Raw genomic sequence first — 21741 nt, forward strand, 5'->3', positions numbered from 1 at the left:
ATCATGTCTATACAGCCAACTCCCGAGGCCGCCCATGAGCAGCGCAGACGCAATCGCCCAGGCAGGCAAGACGGCGGTGCTGCAGAACATTCATGGCACCATGGCCTTTCTGCAGAAATTCCCGCCGTTCAACCAGATGGATACCGCGCACCTGGCGTATCTGGTGGAGAACTGTCAGCTGCGTTTCTATGGCGAAGGTGAAACCATCATCAAGCCAACCGATGGTCCGGTTGAACACTTCTATATCGTCAAACAGGGCCGCGTGCATGGCGAGCGCCCGCATTCCGCGCGGCGCGGCACAGAAACCACGTTCGAAATCACCACCGGTGAATGCTTTCCGCTGGCCGCGCTGATCGGCGAACGTGCCACCCGTACCGAGCACCTGGCTGCCGAAGACACCTTCTGCCTGCTGCTGAACAAGCCGGCCTTTATCAAGCTGTTCTCGCTGTCCAACCCGCTGCGCGACTTTGCCTTGCGCGGGGTCAGCAGCCTGCTCGACCAGGTCAACCAGCAGGTGCAGATGCGCGCGGTGGAAACCCTCGGCGCGCAGTATTCCCTCGACACCCGCCTCGGCCAACTGGCCATGCGCCCCCCGATCAGCTGCGCCCCGGACATGCCACTGCGCGATGCGGTCAAGCTGATGCACGAGCAGCAGGTCGGCAGCATCGTGATCGTTGATTCCAAGCTGAAACCGCTGGGCATCTTCACCCTTCGCGACCTGCGCCGCGTCGTAGCCGATGGCGTCGACCTGACCCAGCCTATCGACCGCCTGATGACCCAATCGCCCTTCCATCTGCCGCCAGACGCCAGCGCCTTCGATGCGGCAATGGCCATGACCGAACGGCATATTGCCCATGTCTGCCTGGTTGAGCATGGCCAGCTGTGCGGGGTGATTTCCGAGCGTGATCTGTTCAGCCTGCAGCGGGTCGATCTGGTGCACCTGGCGCGCACCATTCGCCACGCCGGACGGGTGGAAACCCTGGCAGCGCTGCGCAGCGATGTGCGCCAACTGGTCGACAGCATGCTCGCCCACGGCGCCAGCTCGACGCAGATCACCCAGCTGATCACCCTGCTCAACGATCACACGGTTTGCCGGGTGATCGAACTGACTCTGGAAGACCTGGGCGACCCGGGCGTGCCATTTACCTGGCTGGTATTCGGCAGCGAAGGACGCAGTGAGCAGACCCTGCACACCGATCAGGATAACGGCATCCTCTTTGAAGCCGCCGACGCAGCCGAGGCCGCTACCATTCGCGGCCGCCTGCTGCCGCTGGCCCAAGAGATCAACCAGCGCCTGGCGCAGTGCGGCTTTACCCTGTGCAAAGGCAATATCATGGCCGGCAACCCCGAGCTGTGCCTGTCGCGCCAGGAGTGGTCACGGCGCTTCAGCAGCTTTGTCCAGGAGGCCACGCCGGAGAATCTGCTGGCGTCGAGCATCTATTTCGACCTGCGCGCAGTATGGGGCGAGCCGCAGGGCTGCGAACAGCTGCGCCAGGGTCTGCTGCAGCAGGTGGCCGGCAATAGCCTGTTTCAACGCATGCTGGCGGAAAACGCCCTGCGCCAGCGTCCGCCAGTTGGCATGTTTCGCGACTTTGTAGTGGCGCGCACAGGGGCCGAAAAGGACACTCTGGACCTCAAGGTGCAAGGGCTGACACCCTTTGTCGACGGCGCTCGCCTACTGGCCCTGGCCCATGGCGTAGACACCTGCAACACCCTCGAGCGTCTGCGCGCGCTGATTCAGCATGGGGTAATCGAAGCGCAAGATGGCGCGGCCTATGAAGAGGCATACCACTACATTCAGCAGGCCCGTATGCAGCAGCACCAGCTGCAGGCACGCAATGGCCAAGCCTATTCCAACCGCGTCGATCCCGATCACCTCAACCACCTCGACCGGCGCATCCTGCGTGAATCTTTCCGCCAGGCGCAGCGGCTGCAGAGCAGCCTGGCTGTGAGGTATCAACTATGAGCAAGTTCACCTGGTTTAGCGGGCGTGGCCCGGCACTGACCCAACGCCAGCTGGAACGCCGCCGCCTGCTGCACGAGCCGGCCGCACTGGACGAACGCAGCCTGCGCCAGCAGCGCTTTGTGGTGCTGGATCTGGAAACCAGCGGGCTGAATATGCGCCGCGATCAGGTGCTGTCGATTGGCGCGGTGGTGATCGACAACGGCGCCATCGATCTTAGCCAGCAGTTCGAGTGCACCCTGCAGCGCGACGGCCACCAGGCCAGCGCCAGCACCCTGATCCACGGCATCGCCCCCAGCCAGATCGCCAACGGCGTGGAACCGGCCGAGGCCCTGCTGGACTTTATGGAGTTCGTAAGCGACAGCCCTTTGCTGGCCTTCCACGCCGAATTCGACCAGCGCATGCTTGCTCGCGCTCTACGGCAGAGCCTGGGCTATCGTCTGCGCCATGCCTTCTTCGATGTGGCCGAGATCGCCCCACTGGTCTGCCCCCAGGCCAAACCGGGCCTCGCCGGCCTGGATGACTGGACCGCGCATTTCGGCCTGCAGGTTCAGCAGCGTCACCACGCCAGCGCTGATGCACTGGCCACCGCCGAGCTGGCCCTGATCCTGCTGAGCAAGGCCCGCCAGCAGCAGCTGGACAACCTGCCGGCCCTGCTCCAGGCCCTCAACAGCCGCCGCCGTCAGCGCGCCTATTCGATGTAGTTCCTCAGCCTCCACCTCGTAGGGTGGATGACGCTTTACCCATCCACCGGGATTGCGGCGCTGCCCTGCGGCGGATGAAAAGAGCATCATCCACCCTACGCTGCATCTGCAGGGCGAATAACGCTTTGCGTACCCGCCAATAGCCCTATAGATCGCGCATCAACAGGCCATAGTCCAGCTGCACCTCGGCCGGCACTGGCAGGTACAGGATGTGGCCGTCGCCCGGGGCGACCGCCATGCCATGACCCTGACGGTTTTCCAGTTGTTCGAGGGTAAAGCGCAGATTGCCCTGAGGCGTCATCAGCTCCAGGCCATCGCCCACGGCAAAGCGGTTTTTTACCCGCACTTCAGCCAACTCGCCACGGCGCTCGCCAGTCAGTTCGCCGACAAACTGCTGCTGGTCCGACACCGAGCTTCCGCGTTCGTAGTTCTGATATTCATCGTGCACATGACGGCGCAGAAAACCCTCGGTGTAGCCGCGATGGGCGAGGGATTCCAGGGTGTTCATCAGGCTCTTGTCGAAGGGCCTGCCGGCGACCGCATCATCAATAGCCTTGCGGTACACCTGAGCGGTACGCGCCACATAGTAGTGGGACTTGGTACGCCCCTCGATTTTCAGCGAGTGCACGCCCATGCGCACCAGACGCTCGACATGCTGCACCGCGCGCAGGTCCTTGGAGTTCATGATGTAGGTGCCGTGCTCGTCCTCGAAGGCGGCCATCTGCTCGCCAGGGCGACTGGCATCTTCCAGCAGAAACAGCTGCTCGGTTGGCGCCCCCACGCCCAGGGTCGGCTCGACCAGCTGCACCACATCGCCCAACTCGTTCTCGCCGGCGGGTTGGGCCTGATACTGCCAGCGGCAGGCGTTGGTGCAGCTGCCCTGGTTGGGATCGCGCTTGTTGATGTAACCCGACAGCAGGCAACGCCCGGAATAGGCCATGCACAGCGCGCCATGGACGAAGACCTCGAGCTCCATACCCGGCACTTCGCTACGAATCTCGGCGATTTCTTCCAGCGACAGCTCGCGCGACAAAATCACCCGGGAGAGGCCCTGCTGCTTCCAGAACTGCACGCTGGCCCAGTTCACCGCATTGGCCTGCACCGACAGGTGAATCGGCATCTGTGGGAAGTGCTCACGCACCAGCATGATCAAACCGGGGTCGGACATGATCAGCGCATCCGGGCCCATCAGCACCACCGGCAGCAGGTCGCGCAGAAAGGTCTTCAGCTTGGCGTTATGTGGCGCGATATTGACCACCACATAGAACTGCTTGCCCTGGGCATGGGCCTCGCGGATGCCTGCCTCAAGGTTGCCGTGGTCGAACTCGTTATTGCGTACCCGCAGGCTGTAACGGGGCTGCCCGGCGTACACCGCATCCGCGCCGTAAGCGAAGGCGTAACGCATGTTCTTCAGGGTTCCGGCTGGCGAGAGCAGCTCGGGGTAACGCGGAGTCGGTGCCATGGGTCAAGCGCTCAGCCAACAGGGCCGACCACTCTAGCGCGCCAGTTGTCGGCAGATATTGATCTGCATCTATGCCATGGCGCTGGCATGGCACGGTGCAACCACCCATCGCAGCAGCCCAACGGCTGATTGCAGCACAGGGGGCGGCCCTGTCATCATATGCGAATAATTCTCGATTTGTTTCCTATCTCCTGTTGCGAGGTCCGCGTGTCGGCCGGCGATTCCACCCACCAGCAACTTGTTGGCCTGTTCTATCGCGATCACCGCGATTGGCTGCTCGGCTGGCTGCGCAAAAGCCTGTACAGCCCGGAACGCGCTGAAGACCTCAGCCAGGACACCTTTGTCCGCCTGCTCGGCCGCAGTGATCTGGACCAGGCCCGCGCGCCGCGTGCGCTGCTGACCACCATCGCCAAAGGGCTGCTGATCGACCACTTCCGCCGTAGCGCGCTGGAACGGGCTTACCTGGAAGAACTCGGCCAGCAACCGCACGACGTACAACCCAGCGCCGAAGAACAGGCGCTGGCCCTGGACGCACTGCGCGAGATCGACCGCCTGCTCGGCCAGCTGTCGAACAACGCCCGCGCGGCCTTTCTGCATAACCGCCTGGACGGCATGGGCCACGCGGAGATCGCCGAGCGCCTCGGCGTTTCCGTATCCCGCGTGCGCCAGTACCTGGCCCAAGGCCTGCGTCAGTGCTACATCGCCCTGTACGGGGCACCGCAATGAGCGCGGTATCAGCTCAGGTACTGGATGCCGCCATCGAATGGCAACTGTGCCTGGACTCTGGCTCGGTCAGTGCTGAACAACAGCATGCGTTCGCCGCATGGCTGGCGGCGCATCCCGAACATACGCGGGTCTGGCAGCAGCTCAATGGCCTGGATATCCGCCTGGCTTCGGCCGCCGCCGCACCGGCGCGCCAAGCCTTGCTGCACAGTGCGCGCAGCAGAGGTCTGCGGCGCATAGGCGGCACCGCACTCGGCCTGCTGCTGAGCAGCGCGCTGGCGCTCGGCCTGTTGGCACAGCAGCGCCCGCTCGGCGACTACCTGGCCGATGAACACACCGGCCGTGGCGAACAGCGCGAACTGCTGCTCAGCGACCACAGCCTGGTGCACCTGAACAGCGCCAGCGCCGTGGATATCCAATTCAGCGATAGCCAACGCGCGGTGCGCCTGCACAGCGGTGAAATCCTCGTGCAGACCGCGCACGGTGATTCGCGCCCCTTCGTGGTGCTGACTGAGCACGGCAGCCTGCGCGCCCTCGGCACACGCTTTCTGGTGCGCCGCGAAGGCAGCAGCACACGCCTGACCGTGCTGCAGTCGGCCGTCGCCGCACACCCGGCCGAAGGCAGTAGCGAACGGATTATCCACAGCGGCGAACAGGTGCTGATGCAACGCCAGCGCCTGGGCAGCGTGCTGCCTGCGCCGCTCAGCGCTGCAGCCTGGAGCCACGGCATGCTGGTAGCGGACAACCTGCGCCTGGAAGACCTGCTCGACGCCCTGGGCGAATACCGCAGCGGTTACCTGGGCCTCGATCCAAGCCTGGCCGACCTGCGCATCAGCGGCAGCTTCCCCCTGCACGACAGCGACAAGGCCTTGTCCGCCCTGCCACCGAGTTTGCCGGTGAAGATCGAACGCTTTGGTAACTGGTGGACCAAGGTCGTCCCAGCCGCACAGTAAAGAGCCGCCTAAAAATCAGACGGACAGGGACAGACGTGGGAGGGGCTTTAGCCGCGACATTGCAATGTCGCGGCTAAAGCCCCTCCCACAGAGAACCCGCGCCCGGTTAGAGGTCGATAACAGCGCCCTGGAATATCGCCATAAAAATAATTTCAGCCGGCCCTGTCACTTTTCCATTCTGCTTCGGCAACAGGTCATTGAGATGCATTCCCGCTTAGGAGAGTTTCGTAATGACCCGCGCCCTGCCCCTGTTTCGCCCCGGCCTGCTGGCCGCTGCCATCAGCCTCGCCAGCGTCTGCACACCGGCCCTGGCGGATAGCTACCAGCTGCCAGCCGCGCCCCTGGCCAGCACCCTGACGCAGATCGCCAGCCAGGCCGGCATCGTTCTGAGCATCGACCCGGCGCTGACCGCAGGCAAGCAATCGGCCCCGGTGACAGGTGATTACGACGCCCTCGACGCCCTGCACCAGGCGCTGCAAGGCAGCGGCCTGCAGCTGCAACAGAACAGCGCCGGCAGCTACAGCCTGGCGCCCGTGCCGCAAGCAGCCGTGGCCTTGCCGGACGTTACGGTGACCGCCGCGCAGAATATGGAAAGCGCCTGGGGCCCTGCGCCCGGCTACCTGGCATCGCGCACCGCGGCAGGCAGCAAGACCGACACACCGCTGCTGGAAGCACCGCGCTCGATCTCGGTGGCCACCCGCGAGCAGATGCAGGACCGCAAGGTGCAGAACCTGGATGATGCCGTGCGCTATATGCCGGGCGTGGTTGCCAGCAGTTACGGCAGCGACAGCCGTGCCGACTGGATGAAGATTCGCGGTTTCGAGCCGATCCAGATGCTCGACGGCCTGCCGCTGCCCAAGGGCAGCTACACCATGGCCAAGCTGGAAACCTGGAACCTGGAACGCGTCGCCGTACTGCGCGGCCCTGCCTCAGCCGTGTACGGCCAGACTCCGCCCGGCGGCCTGGTCGATGCCGTCAGCCGCCGCCCGCAGGCCGAAAGCCGCCATGAAGTGCAGGTGCAAGTCGGTAACTACAACCACAAGCAGATCAGCTTCGACAGCACCGGCAAGATCGACGATGACGGTCGCGTTCTCTACCGTCTCAGTGGTACCGGCCGTGACAGTGGCACCGTTATCGAGCATATGGACGACCAGCGTTTCAACCTCGCGCCCAGCCTGACGTGGAACATTGCCGACGACAGCAAACTGACCTTTCTCGGCCAGTTCAACCGTGACGATACCGGCGGCACCAGCCAGTTCCTGCCCCTGCAAAGCACCAGGCTGAACACCCCAGCCGGCAAGGTCGACTACAACAAGAACCTTGGCGACCCTGACTGGGAGTTCTACGACAAGACGTTCTACGCCCTGGGCTACGCCTTCGAGCACCGTATCAACGACATCTGGCAGTTCAATCAGAACCTGCGCTATAGCAAGCTCGAACTGGATAACCAGATCATCACCGCTGGCGGCTGGGCCACTGCGGTGGCCGCTGACGGCACAGTGGCGCGCGGCGCCAACGTGTACGACGAAAACATCAGCCACTTCGCCGTGGACAACAACTTCCAGGCCGACTTCAACACGGGCACTATCGGCCACACGCTGTTGCTCGGCGTGGATTATCTGCGCGTCAACACCGATTACCGCTGGCTGTACGGCACGGCTCCCAGCAGCAACATCATTCGCCCGATTTACGGCCAAGACTTCAGCGGTGTCGCCTACACGGCCTACCAGAACTACAACCAGAAGCGCACAAGCACCGGCCTCTATCTGCAGGATCAGATGGCACTCGACGCCTGGCGCCTGACCCTGGGCGGCCGCTGGGACAGATTGGATACCGACTCGGTGTTCCACAACGCCAATGACGCCCAAGACAGCCGTCGCGACAGCCAATTCAGCGGCAACGCAGCGTTGAGCTACGTGTTCGATTCCGGCTTCACCCCTTACATGTCTTACGCCGAATCCTTCCAGGCAGAAGCCGGTGGCAGTGAGGGCAAAGCATTCCAGCCGAGCACGGGCAAACAGTATGAATTGGGGATCAAGTATCAGCCGCCGGGCAGCGACATGCTGTTCACCGCCGCGGCTTATGACCTGAAACGGCAGAACATCGTCAGCACCAACACGCTGGGGGCCACCCAGCCCCTGGAGGAAGTGCAAGTCCGCGGTTTCGAGCTGGAAGCGATCGGCAACGTGACCGCAAACTTCAAGCTGACCGCTTCTTACACCTACGCCAACAGCAAGATGAGCAAAGTCGGTGATCCACGCGACAAGAACCGCGCGCTGCCGCTGACCCCCGAGCATCAAGCGGCAATCTGGGCCGACTATGACTGGACAGCGGGTCCGCTGGCCGGCTTCGGTGTTGGCTTCGGCACGCGCTACGTCGGCGCCACCGACAATATTTCTGTCGGCAGCATCGGCTTTGTGCGTGACACCGCGGATGGTCACGCCAACGCCTACACCGTCTACGACGCCGCTGTGCGCTACGACCTCGGCCAGCTCGATGCCGGCCTGCACGGTGCCAGCGTATCGCTCAACGCCAACAACCTGTTCGACAAGGAATACCTGGCCACCTGCGACGGTTTTTACTGCTATGCCGGCGATCCTCGCCGCGTGACCGCCAGCCTCAACTACGCCTGGTAAGCCCCCACGCAGCAACCCTGCGCCGCCATACCGGGCGGCGTAGGCATTTCTGGATATGCCGATGAAAGCCACCACCATCCGCCGCTGGTCCGCCGTGCACACCTGGACCAGCCTGGTCTGCACCTTGTTTCTGTTGCTGCTGGCCCTCACTGGCCTGCCGTTGATCTTCCACCACGAGCTGGAGCGCCTGCTCGGCGAAGCGCCCGAACTGCGTGAGCTGCCAGCCGACACGCCGCATCTGAGCCTGCAACAGCTGGTCGAAGCTGCCGAACGTTATCGTCCTGGCGAAGTGGTGCAGTATTTCGGTTTCGAGGACGACGAACCCAACGGCGTGGTGGCGATTACCGCGGCCACGGCCGGCACCGAACCGAATTCCTCACACGCCTTTATGCTTGATGCACGCAGCGGCGAGGCGGTTGAGATGCCGGCAGCCAATGGCGGCATCCTGATGGTCATCCTGCGCCTGCATGTGGATATGTTCGCCGGCCTGCCGGGCAAGCTGCTGCTGGCGTTTATGGGACTGCTGTTCGTGGTGGCGATCATCTCCGGTGCGGTGCTCTATGCGCCGTTTATGCGCCGGCTGAAATTCGCCGAAGTGCGCCGGGAGAAATCCACCCGCACGCGTTGGCTCGATCTGCACAACCTGATCGGTATCGTCACCCTGACCTGGGCACTGGTGGTGGGCGTGACCGGGGTGATCAGCGCCTGCGCCGACTTGCTGATCAGCGCCTGGCGCACCGAGTCCCTGGCTGCGATGGTCGCGCCGTACCGCGATGCGCCGCCGTTGACCGAGCGTGCACCAGTCAATCAGGTGCTGACTATTGCTGCGCAAGCCACGCCGGAGATGCAGCCGGACTTTATCGCCTTCCCCGGCACTCGCTTTTCCAGCGAGCACCACTACAGCGTATTTATGAAGGGCAGTACGCACCTCACCGCCCACCTGTGGACGCCGGTGCTGATTGATGCGCGCAGCCTCGACGTCACCGCAATCGGCCAACGGCCCTGGTACATGGATGCGCTGTCGATGTCGCAGCCACTGCACTTTGGCGACTACGGCGGCATGCCGATGAAAGTGCTCTGGGCGGTGCTGGACGTGCTGACCATCATCGTCCTCGGCAGCGGCCTTTACCTCTGGTGGGTACGCCGGCGACCCCCGGCGACACAACCTGGGCGCGCGGAGGCAACAGCATGAACTGGCGTCAATCGACCTTCGCCTTGCCGCTGCTGATTGGCCTGCTCAGCGCCATCGGTCTGATCAGTGCGCTATTGGGTGATAGCGGCTGGGATGCCATGGCCTGGCTTGGCCTCGGGCTGCCGGCTGCGATTGCGTGCTGGCCGCTGCTACCGCGCAGCCGAGTCCGGCGCCCATAGCTCTGAACGAAGCCAGGGCTAGCCGGTGATTAGCAAGCGGATTTGACGATGCAGCGGTGCTACTGGCAAACCTGCCGGTAGAGCGCATCCTCTTTGGCAACGACCCTCAACTGATCCAGCAGCGGCTTTTTCTCTGCGCTCAAGGGCAGCAGCTCTGCCGTGCTGCAATTGAGCAGATGCGCCTGATGGCTGACATGGTCGATGTGCTGCTTTTCAAAGCGGTACAGGTTAAAGGCGCTGATCACCCCGGCCTCTGTTTCCTGGCGCTGCACGCTTTTGCTGTCGAGCACGGTGAATGCCGTGGTCATCGGCCAGTAAAACGTCCAGGGCCGCCAGAACACCTCGCCGTTTTCACTGGCTACCAGCACCGACTCCGCCGGCTGACGCTGCAGCTGGTGCTCAAACCAGGAGTACTCGTAGTAAACCTGGTAGCTCAGCATGCCCAAACCGCCAAACGCCGGAATGATCCACTTCGGCAAGCGGTTGCGCGTGAGTTTGCGCAGCAGCATGGCAATACCAGCCGCCCCCAGCCCTGACACCACGATGGCAAGTATTGTCCACAGCATTGAATGACTCCCGATAATAAAAACCCGGCGCAGTCGATAACCTTGCGCCGCGACGCAACCACGTGTGGCTGCCATGGATAGCTGGAAATAAAACGGGCCTCCTAAGGAGGCCCGCTGATAAGACCCTGATCAAACATGATCCGGGGGATTATGCTCAGTGGCTCAATGCGCCACCAGCACCTTTGGGAGTACGCACGCTTTCCACCAGCTCCTGAATTTCCTTCGGCGGTGCAACGCTGACCAGCGACACGGCATAGGCAACCGCGAAGTTGATCAGAGCACCGACAGTACCAATGGACAGCGGCGAGATGCCGAACATCCAGTTATCCGGGGTGTTGGCGAAGGTCGCCGTGCCAGGGATGAAGAACCAGCCCAGGTACAGGAAGATATAAACGACGGTGAATACCAGGCCTACCAGCATGCCGGCAATTGCGCCCTTGTCGTTTACCCGCTTGGAGAAGATCCCCATCATCAACGCCGGGAACAGCGTCGCCGCGGCAATACCGAAGGCCAGTGCCACCACCTGCGCGGCAAAACCTGGCGGATTGAGCCCCAGATAGGTCGCCAGCAGAATCGCGATGGCCATGGAGATGCGTGCAGCGCGCATTTCCCCCTTCTCGCTGATCTTCGGATTGATCATGTTCTTGATCAGGTCATGACTCACCGCCGAGGAAATCGCCAGCAGCAAACCGGCAGCCGTCGACAACGCGGCGGCAATGGCACCCGCGGCAATCAGGCCAATCACCCAACCCGGCAGGTTGGCGATCTCCGGGTTAGCCAGTACCAAAATGTCGTTGTTCACGGTCAGCTCGTTGCCCTTCCAGCCGCGAGTTTCGGCGGTTGGGGTGAAGGCAGGCGCAGCATCGTTGTACAGCTGGATGCGACCGTCAGCATTCTTGTCTTCCCACTTGATCAGACCGGTGGTTTCCCAGGTCTTGACCCACTCCGGACGCTCTTCATACGCCAGCGCTGGCGCTTCGGCACCCTGAGGATAGACAGTGGTCAGCAGGTTCAGACGCGCCATGGACGCCACGGCTGGAGCCGTGAGGTACAGCAAGGCGATAAACACCAGGGTCCAACCAGCCGACCAACGTGCATCGGCAACTTTCGGCACGGTAAAGAAGCGAATGATTACGTGCGGCAGACCGGCCGTACCAATCATCAGCGACATGGTAAAGAGCACCATGTTCAGCTTGTTGCTGACATCGGCGGTGTAGTCGGTAAAGCCCAGCCCCGCGACGACTTCATTGAGCTTCTGCAGCAGCGGCACGCCTGACTCAGTGTGCTCGCTGAACATGCCGAACATCGGAATCGGATTGCCCGTCAGTTGCAGGGAGATAAATACCGCCGGAATGGTGTAGGCGATGATCAACACCACGTACTGGGCAACCTGGGTGTAGGTAATGCCCTTCATTCCGCCGAACACCGCGTAGCAGAACACCACGCCGGCCGCGATCCAGATACCGGTGGAGTTGCTCACTTCGAGGAAGCGCGAGAACGCCACACCAGCACCCGCCATCTGACCGATTACGTAGGTCACGCAGATGATGATCAGGCAGACCACTGCAGCCAGGCGTGCGCCGTTGCTGTAGAAGCGATCACCGATAAAGTCCGGCACAGTGAATTTGCCGAATTTGCGCAGGTACGGCGCCAGCAGCATGGCCAGCAGCACATAACCACCGGTCCAGCCCATCAGGAAGGTTGAGTTGGCATAACCGCCAGCGGCGATCAGACCGGCCATGGAAATAAAAGATGCCGCGGACATCCAGTCGGCCGCAGTTGCCATGCCATTGGTGACGGGGTGAACACCACCGCCGGCGACATAGAATTCCTTGGTCGAACCGGCACGTGCCCAGACAGCGATGCCGAAGTAGAGCGCGAAGGAAGCGCCCACAAACAGCATATTGATTACAAACTGGCTCATGGATTATTCCTCGACACCGAATTGTTTATCGAGTCTGTTCATTTTCCAGGCGTAGACGAAAATGATCACGATAAAGGTGATGATCGAACCTTGCTGGGCGAACCAGAAGCCAAGGTCGGTACCGCCGACAGAAATACCTGCCAGCATCGGGCGAAGAAGTATGGCGAAGCCGTAAGACACCAGGGCCCAGATAATCAGGCTCCAGGTAATCAACCGAACATTCGCCTTCCAGTACGCTGCAGCGTTAGCTTGATCAGAAGTCATAAACTCCTCCGGTTATTGTTATTCTCGTGCACCTTCAAGCTAGCAGCAGGCCACTAGGGCCGACAGATAGACATTGGTATTAGCCGCCTGGCAATGCTCCTCAATTAAAAATTTATCCTTATGCAACAACTAGTTAACTTACCAATCGAAAGAATCGACAGCAGCCCTAGGACGTTAGTCGAACGACATAACAGCTAAGACCCGCTAAACGCCCTCGCACAGCGCCTAGCCACGCGCCTCAAGCCGCCTTGATCCAGAACGCGCAAGCGCATCGCCAACCCCTGCCGGCTTGCCAGTTATGCGCTTCCCCTGCTGGCCCGCTGTAGCAGCAAACAACCGCGCGATCCGCCGCGCCAGCAAGTGCCCGGCGCGCGACTCTTCGCGCAAGCCGATATGCCCGCTCATCGCACATACCACAGACGAAAGAAGCCAAACGCCAGCAGCAGCCCCACCTGACCCAGTGCCGTGCACAGACTGAGAAAGGACTGCACCTCGCGGTTCTGCGGGGCGTTGGCCAGGCCAGTCAGGCTCTCCCAGAACGCCTCCGGCAACAGCACCAGGCTCATCTGCGCCAGGGGTTGGCCGGTCAGTTGCAGGCCTTTGATCAGGTCAAACTGGCCACAGAACATCAGGCCCAGCAGCACCATAAAGGCCACCGCCAACCCCAGGGCGAAACAAGCAGAAAACTGCATCAATAAACGCATCATGCTCAACTCCCGCACAGGTAAAGAAGCGGCGCAGACTGGGCCCGCGCCGCGATTCGTCAAAGGTCGCTGGCTGGGTTGGCCAGTGGCAGGCGGCCGACGCCGTACCAGTCGAGTTTGCGGGTCAGCACCATCACCCCGGCAAGCACGCCGAACACCAGCACCGAGCCCATCAGCAAGGCGTAATCTTCGGCCCCGAGCAGGCCGAACAACATGCCGTAGAGCAGCGCCAGCAGGGCGCCAAAACCCACCCCACGCTGGACGCTGTGCAGCACATGACTGACGTAGAAACCGATCAGCAGCACACAGGCAGTCGCGGCAATACCGTAGGCCAGGGCAAAACTCAGGTGCTCGGACAGCGACAACAGCAGCAGGTAGAACAACGCCAGCGACATGCCCACCAGGGCGTACTGCACCGGGTGCACAGCCATGCGTTTGAGCACTTCAAAGAGGAAGAACACGGCGAAGGTCAGGCCGATAAACAGCAGCGCGTATTTGATCGCCCGCTCAGTCTTCAGGTACTGGTCCACCGCGTCGACAAAACTTACGCCGAAGCTGCGATTAGCCAGCACCGCGCAGTGCTCCTGGCGCACGCAGTCATTCAGGGTTTCTTGCAGGTTGGTGGCGAAGAAACTGGTCTGCCAGTGCGCCTTAAAGCCCTTGGCCGACACTTCACGGCTGCTCGGCAGGTATTCGCCGACAAAGCTTGGATGCGGCCAACTGGAGGTCAGCTCGACCTGACTATCACGTCCCACAGGGGTGATACTCAGCTGCTCGGTACCCTGCAATTTCAGGTCGAAAGCGAACTCCAGCACCTGCCCACCCTGGGTATCCAGTGCCGGCAGCGGTGCATGCACTCCTGCGCCGAAACGCTCTTCGGCACTGCCAGGAGCAAAGCTCAGGTTCACGCCGTTGAAGCGCAGCTGCAGATCATTGCTGATACCGCGGATATCGCTGATACCGACCGAGAGAAACGGCCGATCAAACTGATACAGGCCCAGATCATCACCCAATCCCAAACGCGCCGGTAGTTTGAATGCGCCACTGATCTGGTTGTCGCTGCGGTACAGCAGCGCCTTGTAGATGCCGCGTGCACGCTCCTCGGTGGAGACATGACCGTTGAGCACAAAGCGCTCCGGCAGGAAGTACAGACGGCCGTGCTGCTTTTTTTCTTCCTGGTAGCGCTCACCGGTTGCCACGTGGGTTTTCCACACATGCCAGACCTTGGTGTAAGGCACCACCAGAATCGGCCCGGTGAGCTGCTGGCGGTAGCTGGAACTGCGCGCGATGTCCTGCAGCACCTCTGCGCGCTGATACTGCCGCTCGTCCACTAGCCCGTCGATCATCGACAGCGGGACCAGCAATAACAAAATCAGCAGGGCAATAGCGCCCAGCTTGAAACCCAGAATGCGGCTCATGGTGCAACTCTCCGATACGGTTTAGGTAGGCAGAGTCTGGGTAGCGCAAATGGTGGCTTTATGGAGGGCAGATGGAGAGTGTGTGGAGATCGGTCTGCCACAACGTGTAAATGACTTCGGCGGCAGACACCTGCGACCGTTCGTCCATTCCACTGGAAGCCAGAGTTTTCTGCACTAGAGTGCTAACTCACTTGTTGCTCACAAGGCGACCGGTAAGCGGCTTCACCAAGATTTATCCAATCTGATAAGGGACAGTCATGAATAAGCGCCAATGGACTTGCGCGGCCAGCGCACTATTAATGCTCGGTAGCAGCAACGTATTCGCCCACGGTTATATCAAACAGCCTGAAGCACGTGGCTATCTGTGCAAGCTCGGTGAAAACAGCCAATGCGGTGCCGTGCAATGGGAACCGCAAAGCCTGGAAGGCTACTCCGGCTTCCCGCAAAACGGCCCCGCCGATGGCCAGATCGCCAGTGCCGGCCTAGCGCAATTCTCCCCCCTCAATGAACAGACCGTCAGCCGCTGGGCCAAGCGCCCGATCACTGCAGGCCCGACGAACTTCACCTGGCGTTTTACCGCCAACCACGTCACACGCAACTGGCGCTACTACATCACCCGCCCCGACTGGCTGGCCAATCAGCCGTTAAACCGTGCCGCGTTCGAGCCGGTACCCTTCTGCGTGGTCGATGGCGGCATGCAACAGCCGCCGCAGGAGGTCACCCATAACTGCGATGTACCGCCGCGCGAGGGCTACCAGGTGATCCTCGGGGTGTGGGAAGTTGGCGACACGCCGATGAGTTTCTACAACGTGATGGATGTGATGTTCGGTGATGTCACCACCCCGCCCGATCCCTCCACATGGCAAGCCAAGGGCATGCTCTACCCCTCGGTAGACCTGCAAGTCGGCGACCAGGCGATGACCCGGGTCTTCGATGCCAACGGCGAGCGCAGTGACTTGCAGACGCGGCTGCAGGTTGAAACCAGCGAGCAGGGCCAACGCAACCAGTGGACCTATCTGCTGGCCAGCCGGATCAACCAGCAGCAGAGCCTGCTCAAGGCCGGTCAGCGCGGCAGCGACGGTGCCATCTTGCCGGTGTACGGCCAGAACAGCCTGTTCGCCCGCGCCGATAGCGGCATCCAGCGCATCGAGGTGCAGATCGACAAGGCTACTGCACCGGACCACGATCTGCTGGTCGATGGTCTGCAGCCCAGCTACCGCATCCGTAACGGCCAGCTGCGCCTCGAATTCAACGTCACCGCCGTGGGCGCGCTGCAGATCAGCAGCTACGTCTACGACCACGACGGCAATGCCAAAGGCTTTGCCGCAACCGAACTGGCCAACGGCAGCCAGCCCTTGAGCATCAATGTCGAGAACCCTGTGCCCGGTCATCACCAACTGGTGGTCAGTGGCAAGGTCGCTGGCAGCGAACAAGTGCTGCAGAAAACCTTCGACATGATGTTCGTCGCAGACGATGGCAGCGCCAACTACGACTTCACCTTCCCGGACGGTCTGCGCAGTTACACGGCCGGCACCCGGGTGCTGCAACCCAAGACGGGACAGCTGTATCAGTGTCGTCCCTTTCCGCAGAGTGGCTATTGCACGCAATGGTCAGCGGCCTCGACCCAGTTCGAGCCCGGTATCGGTAGCCATTGGCAAGACGCCTGGATAGCCGACTGAGATAAGCGCCGCGCCCGCCGGGCTGTTTGGCCGGCGCGAACACCCCATCCCCCTGAACACACGTACGACACAGGCGCATGCACTGCGCCTTGGCGTATGTCTTTGTGGAGCCGCAGGTATGCCCAGACACTGACGTATAGGCGCTCACCCCGCGTTGCGCGCATCACAACACTGACCCTGGGCCGGTATAGCGGCGCCCGGAGACAGCTAGCAAACAGTGCGCTTCACTCCCCGTCTCGACAGCTGGACGGGCGGCACGCTATCGACTTAAGCATCTGATTTAATTGATTATTTTTAAATAAAAAGCGACGAACGGCCTTGGCTTTTCAACACAGTCTCCTAGGGTTCTGGCAGCTGCACTACGCGGCACACAATTGGGAGATAACCATGCAAGGATTCCAACGCACCACTGCCTTACTGCTGTTGCTCAGCGCAGGCTGGGCCTACGCCCAGGCCGATGAAAAACCCAGCTTCGCGGCCCAGGCGCAGATCGCCGTCGATGATCAGCAGTCACCGCGCTACATCATCAAATACAAGGAGCTGACGCCCTCGCCGATGAGTCAGGCCAACCAGCCGCAACCTCTAAGCGCAGGCAAATTCGAAAGCCTCGCCGCGCAGCGCCTGCTCAGCCAGGCGCAGGTACAACCGCTGATGCACCTGGACAGTCAGGCCGCTAGCGTGGCACACCTCAGCCCAGCGCAACTCAAGCAACTGCAGGCCAACCCGGCCGTCGACTATATCGAGCTCGACCCGCGCCGCTATCTGATGGCCGAACAAGTGCCCTATGGCATTCCCATGGTGCAGGCCGATCTGCTACCGGATAACGCCATTTCCAATATGAAGGTGTGCATCGTCGACTCTGGTTACGACCTCGGCCATCAGGATCTGCCATCAGCCGGCATCACCGGTAATGACGGCTATGGCAGCGTCGACAGTGGCAACTGGTACGAAGATGGCGATGGCCACGGCACTCACGTTGCAGGGACCATCGCCGCACTGGGTGGCAATGATCTCGGCGTGGTCGGCGTCAGCCCATCGGGCAACCTCGGCCTGCATATCGTCAAAGTATTCAATAACAGTGGCAACTGGGCCTACGGCTCTGATCTGGTGATGGCCATCCAGCAGTGCCGCGCGGCGGGTTCGACGGTGATCAGCATGAGCCTGGGCGGTGGCGCCTCGTCGGTAACCGAGCGTAATGCCATGGATGCGGCTTACCAGAACGGTGTACTGGTCGTCGCAGCAGCCGGTAACAGTGGTAATAGCACCCTCTCCTACCCGGCCTCCTACGACTCTGTCGTATCGGTTGCGGCGGTCGACAGCAGCGGTAATCGTGCCTCGTTTTCGCAATATAACAATCAGGTCGAAGTCGCCGCGCCCGGGGTTGGTGTGCGCTCCACCCTGCCTGGCAACAACTATGCGAGCTACAACGGCACCTCGATGGCTACACCGCATGTTTCAGCGGTCTACGCCCTGGTGTGGAGTCAGCACCGTCAATGCACCCCTGCGCAGATTCGCAAGGTGGTCAACAGCACCGCCGAAGACCGTGGCACTCCAGGCCGCGACCCCTACTACGGCTACGGAATCGTCAAAGCCAAACGCGCCAGCGACCTGATCGCCCAGCGTGGCTGTGATGCCACGGGTGGCGACAATGGCGAGGAAAAGACCTACCCCAACCTCTCCGGCGCGCGGGACGCCTGGGTACGTTACAACGTGGTCGTGCCAAGCGGCGCCCAGCGTCTGACCGTACGAATCAGCGGCGGCAGCGGTGATGCCGACCTTTACACCCGCCTGGGCAGCCAACCCAGCACCAGCCAATGGACCTGCAGGCCCTACCTCGACGGCAACCAGGAAACCTGCACCCAGGAAAACCCTGCCGCCGGTACTTGGCATATCGGTGTGCGTGGCTACTCCAGCTTCTCCGGTGTGACCCTTTACTGGCGCTACGAGTAATTCGCCTGATCCCGGGGCAGGCAGCAGCCCCGGGCCCTTTATCGGCTAAGGTCACTCAGCCAGGCAGAAATAGTCGCGCAACAACACAAACCGCCAGGGCACAAATGGACAGTATTTAAAGAAATGCGTAGCGTGCCGCTGATCGCCACTTAAGGATGAACGGCCATGACCCAGCACAACCCCTACGCCACCCCGCAAGCCAGCGTCGCCGACGCAGAATCACTGGTTTCCGACGAGCAGATCGCCGCACTCCCCATCTCGGATAAATGGAAGCAGCGCTTTAGCGCGATCCACCATGCCGGCGGCATCAAGATGCCCAAGTTCAAGGAGCTTCCCGCCGAGGAGCGGCGCAAGGCCTTCAGCTTCAACTTTCTGGCGTTCTTCTTCGGGCCGATCTACTACGCCATCAAGGGCATGTGGAAAAAGGGTCTGGCGCTGTTCTTCGTCTGCGCGGCGGTGGTGATCATCCTCGGCATCGGCCTGGACTATCTCGGCTACAGCAAAGTCGCCAACGCGCTGGGCTATGGCATCAGCGCGGTATTCGCCACGCGCGCCAATATCGATTACTACAAGAAGATGCTGCTGAACGATAACGGCTGGTGGTAAGTGCCCAGGCCTGCTGGAACCACCTGGATTGCTATTGCCTGTACCTTCAACGGCCTGCTAACCCAACTGCATCAGGAGAATAAACGTGACGGAGTATGTCGCTGAGGTGATCTGGCAACGCGGCGAGCAGGACTTTCTCGGCAACCGCTACAGCCGCAAGCATCTGCTGCGTTTTGATGGTGGCCTGGAGGTCGCCGGCTCGTCCTCACCGCATGTGGTGCCGCTGCCGATGTCGGATGCCAACGCCGTCGACCCCGAGGAAGCCTTTGTCGCCTCACTCGCCAGCTGCCATATGCTGTGGTTTCTCTCCATCGCCGCCAAGCGCCGCTTCTGCGTCGATGACTACCGCGACAGTGCCAGCGGTCTGATGCAGGAAAATGCTGCCGGCAAGCTGTTTATCGCCCAGGTCACCCTGCGCCCTGCGGTCAGCTTTTCTGGCGAACGCCTACCCAGCCGCGAACAGATTGAGCACATGCACCACCAGGCCCATGAAGAGTGCTTTATCGCCAATTCGGTAAAGTCCGAAGTACGCTGCCAACCGCGATTTAGCGAGTAACGCCACACAGGCTGCATCGACTACAACGCGAAGATGCCGTTTAACCATAACGGCTGATGCGAGGGGATAAGGCGTGAACCCAACTGCATACGGCTGCCCCGATGGACAGCCATTGTTCTACTTCCATGGCGTGCCGGGCGCAGCGGTTGAGGCGGTGATGCTGCATCAGGCTGCCTTGGCGCACGGCATCCAGCTGCTGGTGGTGGAGCGCAATCTGCCCGGCGAACTCGGCAGCACGGCATATCTGCAACAACTGGCGCAACAGATCAGTGATCGCGCGGCGGGCCAGCCGATTCGCCTGCTCGGTTTTTCCATTGGGGCCTGCCTGGCGTTGCGGGTCGCCGCGCTGCTGGGAGAGCGGGTAGCTGAGGTGTACCTGCTATCGGCCGCCGCACCGCTGGAAACTCCCAGCAATAGCGTCGGTATGGGCGCGGGCCGTTATACCTTCCTTTGGGCGCAGCATTACCCATGGCTGTTCCGGGCCTTTGCCGGGTATCAGGCACTGCTGGCGAAAGTCAGCCCGCACCTGCTGCTGAAGTTGCTGTTCAGCGGCGCTGGCGGCAAAGACCCCGAGTTACTGCATCAAGCCGACACCCAGACCTGGCTGGCAGATATTCAGCGCGCGTGTTTCAAACATGGCACTCGCAGCTATGTGCGTGACGTAAAACTCTACGTCGAGCCCTGGGCGGCAGAACTGGATAACGTCACGGCAGCAGTCAGCCTGTGGCATGGCGACGCAGATAACTGGGCACCCATTGCCATGTCGAGTTACCTGCAGGAGCATCTGCGCAATGCCAACACGATGATCAGTTGTGCCGAACAAGCGCACTACTCCTGCCTGCTGGAGAATGCTCAAGCCGTGATGGCGACGGTGCAGCTGAATAGCTCAGCCACCCGCGTGCCAGGCTGATAACTCCCCCGGCTCCCTCGACTGACAACAACCCAAGGATGGCACCATGAAAAAGCTCGCACTGCCGCTGATCACCCTGCTGGCCTTCAGCGCCTACACCCTGTACGTGATGCTGCACGCAGAACATTCGCTGCTGCAATTTGGCATGCAGTTGATGTCCAGACCCGATACCGCCCAGGTGGTGATCGATCTGTATATCCTCGCGGCACTGGCGTGTGTGTGGATGTATCGAGATGGCCGTGCGCGAGGCAAGTCGTTGCTCTACCTGCTGCCATTCTTTGCCCTGACCCTGGTTTTCGTATCAGTAGGGCCGTTGCTGTACCTGGTGCTTCGCGCCTTGCCAAATCCCGCTTCGCCGTACAGCGACGCTGCGTCCGGAGCACGCCAATGAGCAACCACGCCCTGCTCAGCTCCTTGCTGCATTACAAGGCCTGGGCCAATCAGGAACTCTTTGCTGAGTTGCAGCGACTTGATCCGCTCACCCAACAAAGCGAGCTGCACGCCGCCCTGCGCATCCTCAATCACATCCACGTGGTCGAGCGGATATTTGTCGCCAACCTGCAAGGCATCAACCACAGCTACAGCGCCACCAACACAGCGGAAACACCCACGCTGGCAGCACTGCAGCAGGCGGTGCAGGAGACGGATCGCTGGTATCTGGACTATGCCGCAAGACTAAGCGCCCAACAGTTGGCCGAGCGCCTGAGCTTCACGTTTGTCGATGGTGATACCGGCTGCATGAGCCGCGAGGAAATGCTCGCGCATATCGTCACCCACGGCGGCTACCACCGTGGCGCCGTCGGCCGGATCATCGCGCAACTGCAACTGGCACCACCACGGGACATCTACACGCGCTTTCTGCATCAGGATCAGCCGCAGCGCCGCGAAGCGAGCTAAACCGGAGGCTTGGCAATAAAGGCCTGCTTGTCATGCCGATCAAATCCGGCGCGCTCATAGAAACGCAGGGTGGCGGGGTCCTTGCTGCTGGTCATCAGCATGACCTTGTAGCAGCCCTGGCCCCAGGCAAACGCTTTGGCGTGCGCCAGCAACGCCTGACCATAGCCACACCCGCGATGCTCGCGATGGGTGACTACATTTTCGATCAGGGCAAAGGGCCGGCAGCCGCGGGTCAGGTTGGCCACCAGGTTGATGCTGCAGCTGGCCACCAGCTGCGCATCGCAGTACAGGCCAAAACACTGCTGGGCGGGGTTGGCGATGATCGCCTGCCACACCACCTCAACCTGATCGCGTGCGGGCAGCGGTTGATCCTCAGGATGTAAATGCTCATACAGGGCGAGCAGCGCATCCAGCTCACCGGCGCCGACACTGCGGATATCCATCAACCTATCCCT

21 protein-coding genes are annotated in these 21741 nt (G+C 61.4%); 14 read left to right on the forward strand and 7 right to left on the reverse strand.

All coding sequences use genetic code 11. The annotated features are described in order from the left end of the window. Positions 1-34 precede the first annotated feature (34 nt). Positions 35-1966, forward strand: coding sequence for a putative nucleotidyltransferase substrate binding domain-containing protein (locus ACIN8IBEIGE_RS11495; RefSeq protein ID WP_160014739.1), 1932 nt, complete (start codon positions 35-37; stop codon positions 1964-1966). Next, entirely contained in the window at positions 1963-2667 is a 705-nt protein-coding gene (locus ACIN8IBEIGE_RS11500) for a PolC-type DNA polymerase III (protein WP_160014740.1), read from the forward strand. Before ACIN8IBEIGE_RS11495 ends, ACIN8IBEIGE_RS11500 begins: the two co-directional genes overlap by 4 nt. Before the next feature lie 145 nt (positions 2668-2812). On the opposite strand, the gene yegQ is transcribed toward ACIN8IBEIGE_RS11500, so the two are convergent. Beyond that, entirely contained in the window at positions 2813-4129 is a 1317-nt protein-coding gene (gene yegQ, locus ACIN8IBEIGE_RS11505) for a tRNA 5-hydroxyuridine modification protein YegQ (RefSeq protein WP_160014741.1), read from the reverse strand. A gap of 207 nt (positions 4130-4336) precedes the next feature. Between yegQ and ACIN8IBEIGE_RS11510 the strand changes: the two genes are divergently transcribed. The 5 genes from ACIN8IBEIGE_RS11510 to ACIN8IBEIGE_RS11530 all read left to right on the forward strand — a co-directional run bounded on the left by ACIN8IBEIGE_RS11510 (position 4337) and on the right by ACIN8IBEIGE_RS11530 (position 9812). Then, positions 4337-4855, forward strand: a complete 519-nt coding sequence (locus ACIN8IBEIGE_RS11510; RefSeq protein WP_160014742.1) for an RNA polymerase sigma factor — start codon at positions 4337-4339, stop codon at positions 4853-4855. After that, on the forward strand, positions 4852-5805 hold the full coding sequence (locus tag ACIN8IBEIGE_RS11515) for a FecR family protein (protein WP_160014743.1): 954 nt from the start codon (positions 4852-4854) through the stop codon (positions 5803-5805). Before ACIN8IBEIGE_RS11510 ends, ACIN8IBEIGE_RS11515 begins: the two co-directional genes overlap by 4 nt. 230 nt (positions 5806-6035) lie before the next feature. Beyond that, the gene (locus tag ACIN8IBEIGE_RS11520; RefSeq protein WP_160014744.1) at positions 6036-8441 is read left to right on the forward strand and encodes a TonB-dependent siderophore receptor; all 2406 of its coding nucleotides are present in this window, start codon (positions 6036-6038) and stop codon (positions 8439-8441) included. Between the two features lie 61 nt (positions 8442-8502). Further along, positions 8503-9633 (forward strand): PepSY domain-containing protein, encoded by a 1131-nt coding sequence (locus ACIN8IBEIGE_RS11525; RefSeq protein ID WP_160014745.1) that lies wholly within the window; start codon positions 8503-8505, stop codon positions 9631-9633. Next, positions 9630-9812 (forward strand): hypothetical protein, encoded by a 183-nt coding sequence (locus ACIN8IBEIGE_RS11530; protein WP_160014746.1) that lies wholly within the window; start codon positions 9630-9632, stop codon positions 9810-9812. Before ACIN8IBEIGE_RS11525 ends, ACIN8IBEIGE_RS11530 begins: the two co-directional genes overlap by 4 nt. A gap of 59 nt (positions 9813-9871) precedes the next feature. Here the strand turns inward: ACIN8IBEIGE_RS11530 and ACIN8IBEIGE_RS11535 are convergent, their stop codons facing one another. The 5 genes from ACIN8IBEIGE_RS11535 to creD all read right to left on the reverse strand — a co-directional run bounded on the left by ACIN8IBEIGE_RS11535 (position 9872) and on the right by creD (position 14688). Next, positions 9872-10378: a hypothetical protein gene (locus ACIN8IBEIGE_RS11535; protein ID WP_160014747.1), complete on the reverse strand. Its 507-nt coding sequence runs from the start codon at positions 10376-10378 to the stop codon at positions 9872-9874. Positions 10379-10532: 154 nt separating this feature from the next. Continuing rightward, a complete protein-coding gene (locus ACIN8IBEIGE_RS11540) occupies positions 10533-12302 on the reverse strand; it encodes a sodium:solute symporter family protein (RefSeq protein WP_160014748.1) in 1770 nt (589 codons plus the stop codon). Between the two features lie 3 nt (positions 12303-12305). After that, the gene (locus ACIN8IBEIGE_RS11545; protein ID WP_090379210.1) at positions 12306-12566 is read right to left on the reverse strand and encodes a DUF4212 domain-containing protein; all 261 of its coding nucleotides are present in this window, start codon (positions 12564-12566) and stop codon (positions 12306-12308) included. 401 nt (positions 12567-12967) lie between these two features. After that, complete coding sequence (locus ACIN8IBEIGE_RS11550) at positions 12968-13273, reverse strand: hypothetical protein (RefSeq protein ID WP_244161121.1); 306 nt, start codon at positions 13271-13273, stop codon at positions 12968-12970. 56 nt (positions 13274-13329) lie between these two features. Beyond that, positions 13330-14688: a cell envelope integrity protein CreD gene (gene creD, locus ACIN8IBEIGE_RS11555; RefSeq protein ID WP_160014749.1), complete on the reverse strand. Its 1359-nt coding sequence runs from the start codon at positions 14686-14688 to the stop codon at positions 13330-13332. A gap of 257 nt (positions 14689-14945) precedes the next feature. On the opposite strand from creD, the gene gbpA reads away from it, so the two are divergent. The 7 genes from gbpA to ACIN8IBEIGE_RS11590 all read left to right on the forward strand — a co-directional run bounded on the left by gbpA (position 14946) and on the right by ACIN8IBEIGE_RS11590 (position 21286). Next, entirely contained in the window at positions 14946-16367 is a 1422-nt protein-coding gene (gbpA, locus tag ACIN8IBEIGE_RS11560; protein WP_160014750.1) for an N-acetylglucosamine-binding protein GbpA, read from the forward strand. A 387-nt stretch (positions 16368-16754) separates the two neighbouring features. Next, positions 16755-18317, forward strand: coding sequence for a S8 family serine peptidase (locus tag ACIN8IBEIGE_RS11565; RefSeq protein ID WP_160014751.1), 1563 nt, complete (start codon positions 16755-16757; stop codon positions 18315-18317). Positions 18318-18482: 165 nt separating this feature from the next. Beyond that, the gene (locus ACIN8IBEIGE_RS11570) at positions 18483-18923 is read left to right on the forward strand and encodes a DUF2628 domain-containing protein (RefSeq protein ID WP_160014752.1); all 441 of its coding nucleotides are present in this window, start codon (positions 18483-18485) and stop codon (positions 18921-18923) included. Between the two features lie 85 nt (positions 18924-19008). Then, positions 19009-19479: an OsmC family protein gene (locus ACIN8IBEIGE_RS11575; RefSeq protein ID WP_160014753.1), complete on the forward strand. Its 471-nt coding sequence runs from the start codon at positions 19009-19011 to the stop codon at positions 19477-19479. A 73-nt stretch (positions 19480-19552) separates the two neighbouring features. Continuing rightward, a complete protein-coding gene (locus ACIN8IBEIGE_RS11580) occupies positions 19553-20389 on the forward strand; it encodes an alpha/beta fold hydrolase (RefSeq protein WP_160014754.1) in 837 nt (278 codons plus the stop codon). 46 nt (positions 20390-20435) lie between these two features. Continuing rightward, a complete protein-coding gene (locus ACIN8IBEIGE_RS11585; protein ID WP_160014755.1) occupies positions 20436-20780 on the forward strand; it encodes a DUF2834 domain-containing protein in 345 nt (114 codons plus the stop codon). Next, a complete protein-coding gene (locus tag ACIN8IBEIGE_RS11590) occupies positions 20777-21286 on the forward strand; it encodes a DinB family protein (protein ID WP_160014756.1) in 510 nt (169 codons plus the stop codon). Before ACIN8IBEIGE_RS11585 ends, ACIN8IBEIGE_RS11590 begins: the two co-directional genes overlap by 4 nt. On the opposite strand, the gene ACIN8IBEIGE_RS11595 is transcribed toward ACIN8IBEIGE_RS11590, so the two are convergent. Next, a complete protein-coding gene (locus ACIN8IBEIGE_RS11595) occupies positions 21283-21729 on the reverse strand; it encodes a GNAT family N-acetyltransferase (protein WP_160014757.1) in 447 nt (148 codons plus the stop codon). The two genes, ACIN8IBEIGE_RS11590 and ACIN8IBEIGE_RS11595, sit on opposite strands and share 4 nt — an antisense overlap. Positions 21730-21741: the final 12 nt, after the last annotated feature.

Source organism: Pseudomonas sp. 8BK (assembly GCF_902506475.1).
Classification (GTDB): Bacteria; Pseudomonadota; Gammaproteobacteria; order Pseudomonadales; family Pseudomonadaceae; genus Aquipseudomonas; species Aquipseudomonas anguilliseptica.

Bases quoted from the DNA above. Each gene is read 5' to 3' on its own strand.
- ACIN8IBEIGE_RS11590 (WP_160014756.1), top strand. From the start codon at position 20,777: ATGAGCAACCACGCCCTGCTCAGCTCCTTGCTGCATTACAAGGCCTGG.
- creD (WP_160014749.1), bottom strand. From the start codon at position 14,688: ATGAGCCGCATTCTGGGTTTCAAGCTGGGCGCTATTGCCCTGCTGATT.
- ACIN8IBEIGE_RS11520 (WP_160014744.1), top strand. From the start codon at position 6,036: ATGACCCGCGCCCTGCCCCTGTTTCGCCCCGGCCTGCTGGCCGCTGCC.
- ACIN8IBEIGE_RS11525 (WP_160014745.1), top strand. From the start codon at position 8,503: ATGAAAGCCACCACCATCCGCCGCTGGTCCGCCGTGCACACCTGGACC.
- ACIN8IBEIGE_RS11545 (WP_090379210.1), bottom strand. From the start codon at position 12,566: ATGACTTCTGATCAAGCTAACGCTGCAGCGTACTGGAAGGCGAATGTT.
- ACIN8IBEIGE_RS11570 (WP_160014752.1), top strand. From the start codon at position 18,483: ATGACCCAGCACAACCCCTACGCCACCCCGCAAGCCAGCGTCGCCGAC.
- ACIN8IBEIGE_RS11595 (WP_160014757.1), bottom strand. From the start codon at position 21,729: ATGGATATCCGCAGTGTCGGCGCCGGTGAGCTGGATGCGCTGCTCGCC.
- ACIN8IBEIGE_RS11585 (WP_160014755.1), top strand. From the start codon at position 20,436: ATGAAAAAGCTCGCACTGCCGCTGATCACCCTGCTGGCCTTCAGCGCC.
- ACIN8IBEIGE_RS11535 (WP_160014747.1), bottom strand. From the start codon at position 10,378: ATGCTGTGGACAATACTTGCCATCGTGGTGTCAGGGCTGGGGGCGGCT.
- gbpA (WP_160014750.1), top strand. From the start codon at position 14,946: ATGAATAAGCGCCAATGGACTTGCGCGGCCAGCGCACTATTAATGCTC.
- ACIN8IBEIGE_RS11500 (WP_160014740.1), top strand. From the start codon at position 1,963: ATGAGCAAGTTCACCTGGTTTAGCGGGCGTGGCCCGGCACTGACCCAA.
- ACIN8IBEIGE_RS11515 (WP_160014743.1), top strand. From the start codon at position 4,852: ATGAGCGCGGTATCAGCTCAGGTACTGGATGCCGCCATCGAATGGCAA.
- ACIN8IBEIGE_RS11565 (WP_160014751.1), top strand. From the start codon at position 16,755: ATGCAAGGATTCCAACGCACCACTGCCTTACTGCTGTTGCTCAGCGCA.
- ACIN8IBEIGE_RS11530 (WP_160014746.1), top strand. From the start codon at position 9,630: ATGAACTGGCGTCAATCGACCTTCGCCTTGCCGCTGCTGATTGGCCTG.
- ACIN8IBEIGE_RS11540 (WP_160014748.1), bottom strand. From the start codon at position 12,302: ATGAGCCAGTTTGTAATCAATATGCTGTTTGTGGGCGCTTCCTTCGCG.
- ACIN8IBEIGE_RS11550 (WP_244161121.1), bottom strand. From the start codon at position 13,273: ATGATGCGTTTATTGATGCAGTTTTCTGCTTGTTTCGCCCTGGGGTTG.
- ACIN8IBEIGE_RS11495 (WP_160014739.1), top strand. From the start codon at position 35: ATGAGCAGCGCAGACGCAATCGCCCAGGCAGGCAAGACGGCGGTGCTG.
- yegQ (WP_160014741.1), bottom strand. From the start codon at position 4,129: ATGGCACCGACTCCGCGTTACCCCGAGCTGCTCTCGCCAGCCGGAACC.